Source organism: Marinomonas mediterranea MMB-1, assembly GCF_000192865.1.
GTDB classification, from domain to species: Bacteria; Pseudomonadota; Gammaproteobacteria; order Pseudomonadales; family Marinomonadaceae; genus Marinomonas; species Marinomonas mediterranea.
Map to the genome: position 1 here is coordinate 3,829,017 of NC_015276.1, position 14,581 is coordinate 3,843,597.

Consider the following 14,581-nt stretch of genomic DNA (forward strand, 5'->3'; position numbering starts at 1 on the left):
GTATGAAATGTCTATGCCAATGCCTGAAAAATCTTTTCATTATTATTCAGAAGCGGGCTTTAATCTCCCAACTAAAAAGCTAGCAAGTCCACCAAAACCACAAGCAATCAACGCAACAATCGCTAATCCATCGATACCAGAAAACGCAATAACAGCCGCATAAAGCGGTGGCCCAACCGTCGCGCCCAAATTCCCTAATTGAGCAATCAAGCCATAACCGTTACCTTGCTCATAGCTATTGCGCGCAAGCCTTGGTATTAAAGAAAGTGCCGCCCCTGGGATAAGTCCAGCGCTGAAGATCATCAACCCAAAGATAGCGCACAAATGCAGTTCACTTACTGGGTTCAACATTAATAAAAGGGCACCCACTCCCAACCCAATATACGCAATCACGGCAACACGCTGAGGTGGTAACCAATACTGAGAGATGGCTCCCGCCAAAAAGGTTCCTGTTGTACTGACTAATGGCAACACGATCTGAAGCGTCGCAGTCAGATTGGCGTCTTCAATAAAGTTTGGAAGATACGTCAATAAAGACACGAGCGTACAGGTATAAAACAGGAAAACCACACAAGGCAGCAGCGTACGCGGATTCCGATAAATGCTCATCAATTTAGACACATAAGATTCGCCGCTTGATGGCAATTCAGATCGGTAGCGCGACTCATTTTTATCTAAAACAAATAACAACACCAATGCTATAAACAGAATAAAAAGGGCGTGACTAAAGTACAACCCAGAGAGATCGTAGTTAGCTAAAATTTCATTTCCAGCCCAACCACTGATAGCAAACGCAACACCAAAGAAGGTTCCCCAAAGACCCATTGTAAGTGACTTATGATGTGGCGCACTCAACAACGCTATAATAGTCGGTGCCGCGACGACCACACCTAGCTGAGAAAAACCTTCCAACAAACGAGAAAGCAAAATCCATTCAAACGACGGCAAAAGAGACTGGAGAAAAGACATGATAGCACCGACGAAAAGCGCGCCGATCAGGACTCTAAAATAGCCGACTTTGTTAGCGATAATGCCCGCCGTCACGCCAAAAATAAGCCCCACAACGCCCACTATAGATAATGAAGCCCCTGCGAGCGCGGGCTCTATTTGATAGTGGTTTAGTACTTGATTGTACGATATCGAAAACTTGGCAAATTGCATGGCTGCCGCGATGCCCGCAACCCACAATAAAATGACGGCTAACCACGATGTAGATTGTGTAGATTGCTGACTTACCTTTCCTTCGTTGGCCGTGATTGCCATTGCGTATTCCCGTTTGCTAGTTAGAGATTAAGTTTTACAAACTGACCTTCGATATTAAAAGGTCATGAATTTGAGCCAGCATTGTAACGGTATTTCGACAACGAAAAGCAGGAGAGAAAAAGGAATTCCAATTGGCGCAGTGGCGCTAAAATTAAGAACGAGGTACACGAATTAAGAAAGGGGCACACAAATTGAAAGAGGAGTACGCGAATTAAAGGACACACATTAGGGAAGCCGAGAATCAACGTTCAGACGCCCTAATGTGATGAGAGAGCCTAAATTAGATCCCACCTCTGATATGCTGACGAACATGCAGTTTATAAAACTCAGCAAGCGCTTGATGTAACTCAACGGACAAAGGAGGTAGCGCAGACGCTTGGGTATTACGCATAACTTGCTCTGCCTTCGTCGTCCCCGCTATAACACTGGATATTTGAGGGTGATCTAATATCCAACGCAGCGCGACATCAACCAGATCCATTCCCTCTGGGAGAATCGTCTTAGCTTGCTCTGCCAGATCAACGCCCAATTCGTAAGGAATGCCATTGAATGTTTCGCCTACGTGAAACGCCGCGCCGTCTCGATTATAGTTTCGATGATCACCTTGTTCGAACGAACGTGTTTTGGTCATCTTTCCAGAAAGCAGGCCGCTGGCCAACGGAAGACGAACGATAATTCCGACCTCGTTTTGCTCAGCCGCAGGAAATAGCTCCGTCGTTGCATCCTGACGAAACACATTAAACAGAATTTGTAATGACGTTAACGCTTTAGAGTTACAACAGAACAGCGCTTCATCAAGCATTTCGACACTTGCGCCGAAGTGCTTTATCAATCCTTCTTGCTGTAAGTCTTCCATCCAAGCAATGATGTCACCCGCAAACAGCACGTCACGAGGCACACAATGCAATTGAGCAAGGTCAATCGCCTCAACTCCCAAGCGTTTTGCAGAATTTGCCAAGCTTTCTTTCACAGCGGCCTTGGTATAGCCGTCTGGATAAAGGTTCGGATTGCGTCCGACTTTGGTTGCGATAATAGGAGGCGTATCTAACGTCTTGCGCCATTGGCCGATTCGCTCTTCCGACAAACCCGCGCCGTAGACATCCGCCGTATCAAAAAATGTAACACCTTGTTGATACGCCGTTGTTAAAATATCGAGCGCTACATTCTCTTCAATTGCACCGAAATCGTTTCCGAGCTGCCAGCAGCCTAAACCGATCTCAGACACTTCTAGACCTGACTTTCCTAGCTTACGTTGGTACATCTTGCCTCCTAGAAATCAATGTATTTTATTTTTATTCAATCTAACTGATACGAGGTCTTTGCACGACACCTCGAACAACGCCAAGACGAGGTAAAAATAGACGAAAAACAGAATTTATGCGTTATAAATGAACTCTTTGAGTCTCTTTTAGCACTGTTTTAGAGAGCACAGCAGTCTGGCAAAGATCTCGATACAACAAAACTAATATCTAATTCGGTGTCAAGTTGCAAGGTTAGGTCGGCAATCACATACTATGTGGACAGTTTAGAGCGCGCTTTTAATTGCATCGAGCCCAATACTTCAACCAGACAGGCGCTCAAAATTAAAACCGCACCTAGCCATTCTATTGCCTGCATGCGCTCTTCCGACAAAATAATACTGGCAGAAATTACGGCCACCATGACCTCAGACATCATCAGTAAACCCGCTCGTCCAGGGTTAATTACTTTTTGCGCCCAAAATATCGCAACCACAATCGGCATAAGAATCAGCAACGAGAAAGAAAACATAACCGTCGCGGCACTCTCCGTCAGAACAACGTCCGCCATTGGTGCAGAACCGAAAAAGTAACCAATTAACAAAGCCCCAATCACTGTGGCTGAAAACTGACCTAGCGCCATACCGGGAATAGGAACACGGTTATATCGACGCACCATAGACGCGCCCAACGCCCAAAAAACACCCGAAAAGAACGCAAGCACATCCCCTTTTCCCTGCTCACCGAAGTCCCCTCCTGAAAGCAACAATACCATTCCCAAAAGGCCAACCACCACCGCCAACCAGCGGGTCCAAGTCACACGCTCCTTTAGCCAAAAAATTTCAATCAGCGTCGACCATACAGGCGTTAAGTAAAATAGCAGAGTTGCTCGAACAACAGATGAGTAAATCACACCAGATGAGTACAACGCGATTCCAAGACCAGAACACAAGCCTATAAGACACAACGCTCGCCAATGCGTTTGGTAGCGATGCAGAGTCAGTCCGACAATAATCAATAGTGGAAGAATGGCAGGAAGGTTCAATAACACCACTGCCGCAACACCTTGAACGCCTTGTGATTCCAAATATCGTAACGGTATCCAATAGACGCCCCAAAATGCCGCCGCAGAGAAAGCAACGAGTGACGCAAAATGCGTACTCGGATTTTTAAACGATATCATGGAAGTCTTCGCGCCTATGTTGTGTGATCGGCCGAAGTCGTGCAGAAAGGATGCCAAAGCTAGAAAAGCGGATAAAACAAAACGTCTTTCATTTACAACATCATGTTTTGGTGTTTTTGATGGAGGTTTGGGGACGGAGCGCTAGCACCGATAATCACCCCACTCACACTCTAAAAATGCTTTCCAATCGACAAACATTTTTTCAAAATCTGAGAGTGTGGTTTGTATGCTTGTACCACCCTCTTCATCTTCAATCCATACATCCAATTCAACTTTTCCGCTTGGGAATATCGTAAGTACCGAATCATCTCGTTCTATTTCTGTGTTACCACTGGATCTTGATATTTCTATCACAAAATCAATTTATTTAATTCGTGTCGGCACCGTTTCAAAAGATAGAAAATGTCCAAATAATGAATATGGCTCTTCAACGATACAAAGTGGGCACATAACATTATTGGTGTTTAAAACTATCTTCAGAGCAGCCATGCAATAAAAAGCCCCGAACGCTTCGAGGCTTCTTGTTTAGTTACTCTCTTTTCTAAGCCAGTACTTCCAAGCCTTTTTCGGCAACCAGGTTTAACAATTTCAATGAGGGGCCGTTTGGCTTTTTCACGCCTTGCTCCCACTTCTGAACCGTCGACTTACTGGTATTCAAATACGCCGCGAACACACCTTGGCTGGCGTGACTTTGTATGCGAATGCGTTTTATTTGAGTCGCACTGTATTCTTTTACGGGCGGTAAACACATTGCATCGAACTCACGCAAGGTGGTCTCTTTCATCACGCCTGCTTCGTGTAGGTCTTGGGCCGTGTCGTGCACCATGTCTAAGATTGATTTATCCATCGTTTTCTACCTCAATTAACGCGCCGTTTTTAACGGCTTGGGTTAATGCCTTGTCACTGTAGCCGAGTAATTCAGCAGCTAAGTATTTTAATGCTTTCAGTTCATCGTCTTTGATGTTGGCTCTGGCGTTTTTAGCGAAGCCATATACGAAGAACGCTTTGTTACCCACCTTGTACGCCAACAGCGTTCTAAGTCCTCCGCTTTTACCTCGACCACCGATTGCCACTCGCTTTTTCATCACATAGCCGCCTAAGTCGGCGTCAATCAAGCCTCGCCCCATTTCATCAACCGCTGCTCGCAGGGTATCATCGTCCAGTCCTTCCTTTGCCGCCCATTTACTGAACGCCTTGTTTTTAAATATCCGCATCATGTTCCCTTGATCTTATCAATAAAGTATAGCACCTAGTGCCACATACAAACCACCTTTTAACAGTTGTTATTCATGCTGCCTTCGGCGTGGGCTTGCGCGGCTTTTGGCGCAAGGACTGAACCACAGGGAGCCACGCACGCCCACAAGCTAGTTTTTGGCTGTATGGGCATATCCGTGCGATTTGTTTGAGCTTAACTGAAGCAGTTTTGATTGTGTTTTGGCTTTGGAGCTTAGGCTTTCCGCCCCTTATTTTAGTAAACACGTAATTTAGCGGCGTTTTTTTCGCCGCTAAATTTACTCTTACCCCACGGCTATTTGTGGGGCAAGGGCAGTGCAGCGGAAGTTGATTGACATGAAGTGGCAGGCCGTTTACCGCGTAGTTTTTCGGTGAACGGACCGAACGCAATGCAACTGAAGTGTACTGAGCAAGTTGTCTTCGTCTGATTCGGACAGTACTGGTAAGCATTGAGGCCGCCACGTAACCCAATTGGATCGTGGGTGATGTATCGACCTGCATGTGGGTCGTAGTAGCGGTGTAGGTTTTGATAGAGCCCGGTTTCTTTGTCTTCGTATTGCCCTTGGAATCTGAGTCTGGGATCGTATTGATCGCTGCTATGCTCTTCTTAATAACCGTTTTTTTGAAAACCTACTTTTTGGCTTTTACGCTTGCCGTAGGGTTCGAAGTCATCTGTCCAAAGTGTTTCACCTGTGTCGTGTCGGTACACGGCAATAGGGGTGCCGAGGTGGTCGGTTTCGATATTTTGAACGCCAGTATCTCGGTCATAGAGTGTGATAGGTGCGTGGCTATTGAATTCATTCCGCTTTTTTTTGACTTCGCTAAATACAGTTTTTCTATAAAGAATAATATCTGCTGTCTTTGTAATATTTCAAAAAAGAAAACATCGTACAGATATACTTTTCCTCACTTAATGGGAGAAATACATCTGTACGATGATGCTATTATCCATCTTCAATTTCAGCCTTCACACTTTCCGGAAGCCACTCCCATACTACATTGTAATAAAGAGTACTAATTTCCTTATAATTAGCTTCTGCAAAAGCAATTACAAGCTCTGAGTCTTCATACTTCATAGGCTGGTGAAAAAGCGAATTGAGCTTTTCTAATAGGTCAAAAACTCTCTTAACCTCATCAACCGATACATCTACCTTTAAATCCATATGATCACCTATTTTTCTTAAATGTTGGGTTGCGATTACTTAAATCCACATCCCCTTTGAAAACTCGTTCCGTAGCCCCTGTGATAGGGTTTTCAACCACACTAAATTCGCTAGAGTTCGCATCAAATTCAACTATATGATTTGCTCTACCACGTCCAATACCTAATTGCTGCTCAACGTCTCTCGGGCTTCCAGGCTTTCCTTTAGCCTTTACAGTAAACACACTATTTTGGTCGCTAGCCTTAATCATATTTGACTCTTTGATTGCTTGAACACCTTTACTATTAGTAAAATGGCGAACCCTGTCACCCTTTGCAACATCCCCTTTCTTAGAAGATTCCCCCACCGATTCCTTACAACTCAACCCCAGCGGGTCGATCCATTCTACTGGATTCGGGCAGTACTGATAAGCATTGAGGCCGCCGTATAATCCGATTGGATCGTGGGTGATGTATCGACCAGCATGTGGGTCGTAGTAGCGGTGTAGATTTTGGTAGAGTCCGGTTTCTTTGTCTTCGTATTGCCCTTGGAATCTGAGCTTGGGATCGTATTGACCGCTGCTATCTTCTTGATTGGCTGCTTTTTGGCATTTACGCTTGCCGTAGGTTTCGAAGTCGCCTGCCCAAAGTGTTTCACCTGTGTCGTGTTGGTACACGGAAATCGGCGTGCCGAGGTGGTCGGTTTCGATATCTTGAACGCCAGTATCTCGGTCATAGAGTGCAATCGGTGCGTGGCTATTGGGTTCGTATAGGTAGTAATGTTGCCAGGTTTTGTTGACGAAGTTGTGGTCAGCTTGGCGAACTTGGATGAGTTTTTTGCCTTGCCACACATAGCGTTCGCTGTATTGGTACCAGAGTGCGCTGCCATCGTCGGCGAAATATTGTTTTTGATCTTTGTGATAGTCGGTCTGCCCTTCTGGGCGTTTGGATTGGAAGACCTATTAACGTAGTGTAATACATCGTTTTAAGACGTTAAGTATATAGACAAACATTTTTTATAATACTAGTTTGCTTCTTCTACTAGGATAAAAAGGGCGTATTACGCTTCCAATAATACGCTCTATATATAGGTCAATCCCACCTGATATCTTCATATGGAGTAACACTTACAATTGTAAGGAAGTTAAACTCACAATTCATTGAGAATGGCTCTGCATTTAAAATAATACTTTTATTACCACCATCAAACTCTTCAAAAGAAAACTCTGAGAACCAACCTGTATTCTTCCCCGAAAAGTCGACTTTATGTACATCACTCAGGCGCAAAGTTACATGGATAGCATTAAATTTATTTACATTCCACTTTTTAGGATATTTTTTAGGAACATCTTTGGTATTAAATGATATAGAAAGATCACCGCCTTCAAATGCTACCTTCGTAACCTCTATTTCATCTAAAGGAAATCCTCCCAAGAACATTGACTCAATCATCTTTCTGTTAGTCGCCAGCTCGAACCACATAGTACCCTCCAAAAAACTTAAAAATTATAGTGTCCATGAGTATTAGGAAAGCTCGATGTATTTAAAACCTCTCCAGTCAACTCATCAACACGTCTAACGTTGAAATGAGGTTCCAAACCATGTCCCAAAGCAGCTTTCCTATGCCCTAAACTATGCTCTTGAATAACAACGGAAACGCCCTTTATATTTTTGAAGTGATATTCTCGCGCTTGCACTGGTAGCCCTTGATCATCTAAAACTTTTTTTCCGTAGCCATCTAACAAGTCCACATGTTCAACAAGCGGTTTTTGTCCAGCGCCTATATTTGCATCTCTTTTAGCTTGCCTAAAAGCATCTCTCCTACTTTCAGCCCAGTACGTCGTCTTTTTGTTCTTTTCGGATTTTGTGTCTGGACAATCCTTACAACTCAACCCCAGCGGGTCGATCCATTCTACTGGATTCGGGCAGTACTGATAAGCATTGAGGCCGCCGTATAATCCGATTGGATCGTGGGTGATGTATCGACCAGCATGTGGGTCGTAGTAGCGGTGTAGATTTTGGTAGAGTCCGGTTTCTTTGTCTTCGTATTGCCCTTGGAATCTGAGCTTGGGATCGTATTGACCGCTGCTATCTTCTTGATTGGCTGCTTTTTGGCATTTACGCTTGCCGTAGGTTTCGAAGTCGCCTGCCCAAAGTGTTTCACCTGTGTCGTGTTGGTACACGGAAATCGGCGTGCCGAGGTGGTCGGTTTCGATATCTTGAACGCCAGTATCTCGATCATAGAGAGCGATCGGTGCGTGGCTATTGGGTTCGTATAGGTAGTAGTGTTGCCAGGTTTTGTTGACGAAGTTGTGGTCGGCTTGGCGAACTTGGATGAGTTTTTGGTCTTGCCACACATAGCGTTCGCTGTATTGGTACCAGAGTGCGCAGCCATAGTCGGCGAAATATTGTTTTTGGTCTTGTTGCGAGTCAGTCAATACGCTTGGGCTAATAGGCATAAAAATACGATGTATTAGAACAGTGTAATACGCCGTATTGAAATGTTAAGCATATAAACATTCGCGAGTAACACCTACGCAGCCTACCGTAACTCACATATATCTCCTATGGAACCTTCTCATTAGGAAAAACTCTATTCCAAAGGCTTTCCACTACGTACTCTTTTGCATCTACCTCATCATCTGCTGGATACACCACGTATTCGTCATTCTCAAGTAAATCTGACCAAGAGATAGACGAATCTTGAAACAGTTGTCTTAACTCATCTTCAATATCTGCTCTTTGAACTGGATCATTCAGAACGCTATCTAATGCAGCTATTTCATCACTTTCCTCTAACCCTACATCCACTGAAAAAATAGATATTAGTAAATTTCTTAGAGATGGATAATTTTTCACTCAATTACCTCACTGGAAATATTGTTATGGTTTCCCAAACTTGTTTAGCTGGATCAAATTGGTAAGTTGCTTGAACACGTCTAAGATTCTCGACGAAATTTGGAGCACCTTGTAATTCTGGCTTCAATTTACTTCCGGCAATTCTCTCGAAACCTCGACCAAGGTCAATTCCAAGGTCACCAGCATCAATAGGCCTAACTGTAATTATGGATTTACCCGGATTTTGTCTAATTACCGCCTGCAATACATCATTATTACGCAAAGCTTGATCTGCATAGATTAACAAATCATCCGAATGGAACGCTGAAGACATCGGTGGCAGAATTGTCTTACCTTTAACAACTTTTACATGTCCATCTGGCGAAATTCCTGTTAGCGCTCTGTGCATTAGCTGTTCATTGGTGACGCTACCGCCATGTCGTGCTATTGAATGAGCATTTGGATGGCTGGTTATGAGATCAATATTTTGTGGATAAATCTTGCTTTGCCCAGCTCCTTTCTTAGAAGATTCCCCCTCCGATTCCTTACAACTCAACCCCAGCGGATCGATCCATTCTACTGGATTCGGGCAGTACTGGTAAGCATTGAGGCCTCCGCGTAATCCGATTGGATCGTGGGTGATGTATCGACCTGCGTGTGGGTCGTAGTAGCGGTGTAGGTTTTGATAAAGTCCGGTTTCTTTGTCTTCGTATTGCCCTTGGAATCTGAGTTTGGGATCGTATTGGTCGCCGTTGTATTCTTCTTGATTGCCACCTTTTTGATTACTGGCTTTTTGAAAACCTGCTTTTTGGCTTTTACGCTTGCCGTAGGTTTCGAAGTCGCCTGTCCAGAGTGTTTCACCTGTGTCGTGTTGGTATACGGCAATGGGGGTGCCGAGGTGGTCGGTTTCGATATCTTGAACGCCAGTATCTCGGTCATAGAGTACAATCGGTGCGTGGCTATTGGGTTCGTATAGGTAGTAGTGTTGCCAGGTTTTGTTGACGAAGTTGTGGTCGGCTTGGCGCACTTGGATGAGTTTTTGGCCTTGCCAGACATAACGTTCGCTGTATTGATACCAGAGTTCGCTGCCATCGTCGGCGAAATATTGTTTTTGGTCTTTGTGGTAGTCGGTCTGCCCTTCTGGGCGTTCGGTTTTATAGACTCGCTTTTCGGTTCGACGACCTAATGCGTCATATCGATAGTTCAGTGCTTGGGTAAGTTGGCCGTGTTTGCGCTCTTCAAACGCCATAAGCTGGTGTTTGGCGTTGTAGATGAGGCGCTGTTCAATGCACTGCTCTTTGCCTTTGCGGATGGTGACAAGGTTACCGTATTGGTCGTAGTCGTAATGACGATCCCCCCAGAATGGCAGTCGGTTTTTGTCCAGTTGGGTGATGCCTTCTGGAAGGAGGTTGCCTGCCTTGTCTGTCTGATAGTCGGTTTGATCGTCGGTTCGATGACCTGTTTGATCGTCGGTTCGCGGCTCTGTTAATTGTGCGTTATTGGATTCTGTCGTGCGTACCTGCGTCAAAAAGTCTCGGTCAGTGTAGCCGTAGTCGATTTGGTGACGTCGGCCGTTTTGGTGCTGTGTTCGAATGCTTGTTAAGCGTTGTAAGAGGTCGTATTGGTAGCTCTTCTTACGCAGGTCATAAGTCTGTACTATGTGACCATTTCGTTCGCTTAAACTGTGTGTGTGTTGAGCACTTAGTTGATGGAGGTCGTTGTACTGGTAGTCGGTTTGATGACGCCCTTGTATTTGTTGGGTGATCTGACCAAGGGGGTTGTGTTCACGACGTACCACTGGGATCGATTGATAACGGCTGTCGTCATGGGTGATGGCAAGGTGTTCGAGTTGACCTTGTGACCCCCACTGCATTTCTTGGCTGAATCGCCAAGCGGTTTCAGTGCCATGTCTCAAAAATAGGTAACGTGTGGTGTTCGCCACAGCGTGAAACGCTTGGTAATGAAGGCGTTTAGGTTGGTTTAAGGCGGTGTAACCTTCGATGTCGATCTGATGACGGAAGTCTTGTACGGCGCCCAATGCCAATGGAAAGGTATGTGTTGCGCTTTCGTTTGTAAGTCGCCCTAAGTCATCGTATTCAAAACCGATGTTGGCCCATGCGTTATCGGCTTTGTTTAGCTGACCCTGTTGGTCATAGCCATAGTGATGAGAGACGTTTTTACGCGAGTCGGTCGCGTGTTGATGGTGCTCGGCGATGAGTTGGTCTCGTTCGTCGTATTCGAAACGCGCTTCGATCTCACCTTCGGTTTGACGTATGCGTCGACCACATCCGTCGTATTGGTAGTGTACTTCACGGCCGTCTAGGTAATGGTCTTTGATACGACGCTCACAGCCATCGTATTCCATTCGGTGGGCTTGACCATTGCCGTTGTAGATGGCGACGAGGTTACGTTCTTCGTCGTATTCATAACGTTCACTAGAACCATCTGGTAGGCGCTTTTCCAAGAGCTGCGCAAAGACGCCATACTGATAGAGGATCTCTCGACCAACAGGATCTTGGTAGGCAATTACCCGACCGACAGCATCGTATTGGAACTGTTCGGCTAGACCAGTCGTATCGGTTTTAACGATGAGGCGGTCTTGATGGTCGTATTGGTAGTGTTCGGTTTGCCCATGCTGGTCGGTGACGCTCTGAACTCGCCCTTCGGTATCGTACTGAATGGTTTGTTTCGCCAGTAAAGCCGTGCGGTTTTCCGTTTGTTCACTTTGGCCCTGTTTATTTTGGGCTTGCTCACTTTGAGTTTGTTGATGTTGGCCGCCATCATACAAGGCATACTCAATCGGCTCCGGCCAGACGGTATGCCATTTGTAACGGTGCAATCGTCCTTGTGGGTCAAGGTAAGAGGACAGGGTCAGTTCGTCGTAGTGCCACTCTTCTTCTATGCTAGGCTGTTGCTGGTTCGGCGGTGTGATGGTTCGGCGAATCAGTTGTTCGTATCGATCGTAGGTAAAGCGGGTAATTTGGCCGTGTTCGTCTTTGAGTGACTCAGGCAGTTGGGTGTCTTTCCAATAGCGTATGTGGCGTGTCTCGCCAGTTGGCAAACGGTATTGGGTAAGTCGTTGTCGGTCGTCGTATTCGTAGGTGTGTTCGCGCCCATTTGGGTCTTGATAAAAGGCGACGTCACCTGCAGGGGTGTAACGCCAGAGTTGGATGTGACCTTCTGGGTCGATGTATTTGATCTTCTGACCCTGATCGTTGTAAATATAACGTTTTTTAAAGCCTCGACCATCGGTAACCTGATGTTCGTTTGGTTCAATATGCCAATCAAACCGATAGTCGTAATGCCCTTCGGCGGCATACTGTCGAGTGCATCGCGCTCTGGCGGTGCTGGAGTCCCATTCGAAAAAGAAGGCCAGTCCGGTTTGGTTTTTGTGTTTAACAAAGAGGTGCGACTCGTACTTGTAACTAGCAGGCGGCGTGAAGGGCGTTTTAATGCCGATGAGGTCGCCTTGCGCGTTCACGCGATAACGCACGCACGTTTTTGTTCTTTCAAGAAAATCCGTCTTGTCTGAAGTGACGGTTTCTTGGTCTGGCTGTTGCTGTCGTGCGGTATGTCGAATCGAGCGCCAGTGGCCGTTGCGCCCCAGATCAAAGTCGAGTTGTGTTCCCCATGATGAAGTCGCACGAATCAAGCGTTGATTGTCGTCGTAGTGCAATGCCCAGTGATGCAGGTTGTCGCGAGTTCGTATGCGGCTGAGTGTCTGTTTCGTGGGAGTGGTCGATCCCTCTGTTGCCTCGGCCGTTTGAAACTCGTACATGAAGCCGTCTTTTAGGACGGAAAAGACACCCGCAATGCGATGCAGAGCGATACCACTTGGGTGAGTGATTCGTAAATTGTCGCCGGGCTGGTCTGGGGCAGAGGCTGGGTCTGGATCGATGTCAAACGCCACGGTCAGCCCTTGTTCGGTTCGGACTCGAACTTGGTTGTCTTTGTGTTGCAACTGAAGATACCAAGGGTGGCTCCAGCCGTACCCCAGTTCACTGCAATCTCGTATGGCGGAGGAGCGATAAACCCGTGTCCATTCCACGGGGATCGGTCCGGGTAGACTAAAGTCGGTGGCTTCGGTGATTTCTTCTCCGGTTGTCATGGAGATAGGATCGCCTTCTTTGTCACACCGTTCGTTGGTCAGGGTTGGCACGCCGTTGTCGTTTTCCGCTTGGGTGGTCGCGGTTTTTTCCGATCGAGGAGGGATTTGAGCGGTGTTCTTTTGGTGACGTCCCGTGAGTTTCTCGACGCGTTTGGCAACGACGATGGCGTATTTTTTAGGGGATTTGTAGATGAACAGCAAAGCTTGCAGCAACGGACGTAAGGTCGACACGATTCGGGCTAAGACTTTGCCTTTAGACAAGCCACTGGCAGCGACTGCAGCCGCCGTGCCCGCTGGCCCCGCCGCGAGCGTGCCGGCGATCATTAAGACGATATCAAACGCGGCCGCCCCAAAGAACTCGGCTTTTTCTTCGGTGGGTAAGGAGCCAAACCAGTCTGTGGGAAACTGTATCAGGGCTTGCCACACTTCTGGGTCACTCGCTAAGACCTCTAAGACTTGGTAAAGCTTCTCGGCTTGCTCTAAGGTTTCATTGAACTCATCACAGACATACGCATAATCCCCCTTTAACTCTTCCAAACTGTAGCCGTCGGCCAATTTTTCGTAGAGACCTGAGGCCAGCTTTTCCGCGCCAGACGCCATCGTAGAAACGCCTTCTATTACCGTGTCGGTGATGTCCACTGCTTGATCGACGAAGGCGTTCGCAAACGCTTTCGACAATACATAGCCTTCCTCCCAAAAGCCCATTTCGTTGAGCTTGGCATCCATTTCATTTTTGCGCGCTTGGTTGTCTCGAATGGTGTCTGCGAGGGCTTTTTTGAAGGTTGTTCTTAACTGCTGTAGCTCACGCTCATTCTGGGAAAAGGTGACCGAGTAACGCCCCGGTTCATCGAGTAATTCTTGCGCTTTAGCAGACGCGTCAAGCTGACCTTTTATTTCGGTATGGCGCCCTTCGTCTTCGCGCTTTATAACGTATTCTAATTGAGAAATGGGCAGACCATCTGGGTCTTCGTAAGCCAGATTCAGAGTATAGGTTACATGTTCTGCGGCTTGATGATGGTATGAGTCGGTGCTTTGCTGGCTTGCGCTGGAAACAAGAGTCGAGGCTGAGGCAGCGGTGCCAGACGAAAAGGAAGCACTTTGATGAGACGTGTCTTTGCGAGTAAGTGCGCAGTCTTTGAGTAAGAAAACCCGTTTCTCATCTGGGTTTCGACTCGAAAAAGGACGGCGTACTCGATACCACTCGCCTTTTCGGTTTTGAGCAAGGCATAAAAAGACATCGGAGGACGTATTTTGCCATTCACCGGCTTCATTTTTTGAGAGCTCGCCCCAGTCGGACCAATGCCCTGATAGCAATCGTTTCGCTTGGGCAGGTAAACGCCCCACTGCGTCTTTGTTACCAGAAAAGGTGCTTGATTGTACGCCTGAGTGCTCGTTTAATGGCTCAAAAGCGAGCAACGATTCGTTTGAGTCATCACGAAATGAAGAAGTGGGCGCTGTAGACAGCGAAGTGCGATTATCCTGATCGCTCATAGCAGATTCGTCCTTGATTCATCTATGGTATGCGGGGCAGGATTCTAGGGTTGCCGCTGATGCTTTGCAAGCTATTTGTCTCTATT

General features: G+C 46.5%; 12 protein-coding genes and 1 pseudogene. All 13 read right to left on the reverse strand.

All coding sequences use genetic code 11. The annotated features are described in order from the left end of the window. Positions 1-42 precede the first annotated feature (42 nt). The 13 genes and pseudogenes from MARME_RS17510 to MARME_RS17565 all read right to left on the reverse strand — a co-directional run bounded on the left by MARME_RS17510 (position 43) and on the right by MARME_RS17565 (position 14,495). On the reverse strand, positions 43-1,263 hold the full coding sequence (locus tag MARME_RS17510) for an MFS transporter (RefSeq protein ID WP_013662600.1): 1,221 nt from the start codon (positions 1,261-1,263) through the stop codon (positions 43-45). A gap of 280 nt (positions 1,264-1,543) precedes the next feature. Next, positions 1,544-2,524 carry an aldo/keto reductase gene (locus MARME_RS17515; RefSeq protein WP_013662601.1) on the reverse strand — a complete coding sequence of 327 codons (981 nt, stop codon included), beginning with the start codon at positions 2,522-2,524 and terminating at the stop codon, positions 1,544-1,546. Between the two features lie 251 nt (positions 2,525-2,775). Next, positions 2,776-3,684 (reverse strand): DMT family transporter, encoded by a 909-nt coding sequence (locus MARME_RS17520; RefSeq protein WP_013662602.1) that lies wholly within the window; start codon positions 3,682-3,684, stop codon positions 2,776-2,778. Positions 3,685-3,825: 141 nt separating this feature from the next. Further along, entirely contained in the window at positions 3,826-4,038 is a 213-nt protein-coding gene (locus MARME_RS17525) for a hypothetical protein (RefSeq protein ID WP_041647986.1), read from the reverse strand. Positions 4,039-4,225: 187 nt separating this feature from the next. Next, positions 4,226-4,531: a helix-turn-helix domain-containing protein gene (locus tag MARME_RS17530; protein WP_013662604.1), complete on the reverse strand. Its 306-nt coding sequence runs from the start codon at positions 4,529-4,531 to the stop codon at positions 4,226-4,228. Beyond that, positions 4,524-4,901: a type II toxin-antitoxin system RelE/ParE family toxin gene (locus MARME_RS17535; RefSeq protein WP_041647988.1), complete on the reverse strand. Its 378-nt coding sequence runs from the start codon at positions 4,899-4,901 to the stop codon at positions 4,524-4,526. Before MARME_RS17535 ends, MARME_RS17530 begins: the two co-directional genes overlap by 8 nt. Positions 4,902-5,212: 311 nt before the next feature. Then, positions 5,213-5,497 (reverse strand): annotated as a pseudogene (locus MARME_RS21935) (RHS repeat-associated core domain-containing protein); the annotation flags it as partial. Positions 5,498-5,861: 364 nt separating this feature from the next. Further along, entirely contained in the window at positions 5,862-6,080 is a 219-nt protein-coding gene (locus MARME_RS17540; protein ID WP_013662606.1) for a hypothetical protein, read from the reverse strand. 4 nt (positions 6,081-6,084) lie between these two features. Beyond that, positions 6,085-6,909 (reverse strand): HYD1 signature containing ADP-ribosyltransferase family protein, encoded by an 825-nt coding sequence (locus MARME_RS22805; RefSeq protein WP_013662607.1) that lies wholly within the window; start codon positions 6,907-6,909, stop codon positions 6,085-6,087. 241 nt (positions 6,910-7,150) lie between these two features. Beyond that, positions 7,151-7,540, reverse strand: coding sequence for an immunity 50 family protein (locus tag MARME_RS17550; protein WP_013662608.1), 390 nt, complete (start codon positions 7,538-7,540; stop codon positions 7,151-7,153). Between the two features lie 17 nt (positions 7,541-7,557). Continuing rightward, positions 7,558-8,517: an RHS repeat-associated core domain-containing protein gene (locus MARME_RS22810; protein WP_013662609.1), complete on the reverse strand. Its 960-nt coding sequence runs from the start codon at positions 8,515-8,517 to the stop codon at positions 7,558-7,560. A 106-nt stretch (positions 8,518-8,623) separates the two neighbouring features. Further along, on the reverse strand, positions 8,624-8,917 hold the full coding sequence (locus tag MARME_RS17560; RefSeq protein ID WP_013662610.1) for a hypothetical protein: 294 nt from the start codon (positions 8,915-8,917) through the stop codon (positions 8,624-8,626). 4 nt (positions 8,918-8,921) lie between these two features. Further along, the gene (locus MARME_RS17565; protein ID WP_013662611.1) at positions 8,922-14,495 is read right to left on the reverse strand and encodes an RHS repeat-associated core domain-containing protein; all 5,574 of its coding nucleotides are present in this window, start codon (positions 14,493-14,495) and stop codon (positions 8,922-8,924) included. Between the last annotated feature and the right edge of the window lie 86 nt (positions 14,496-14,581).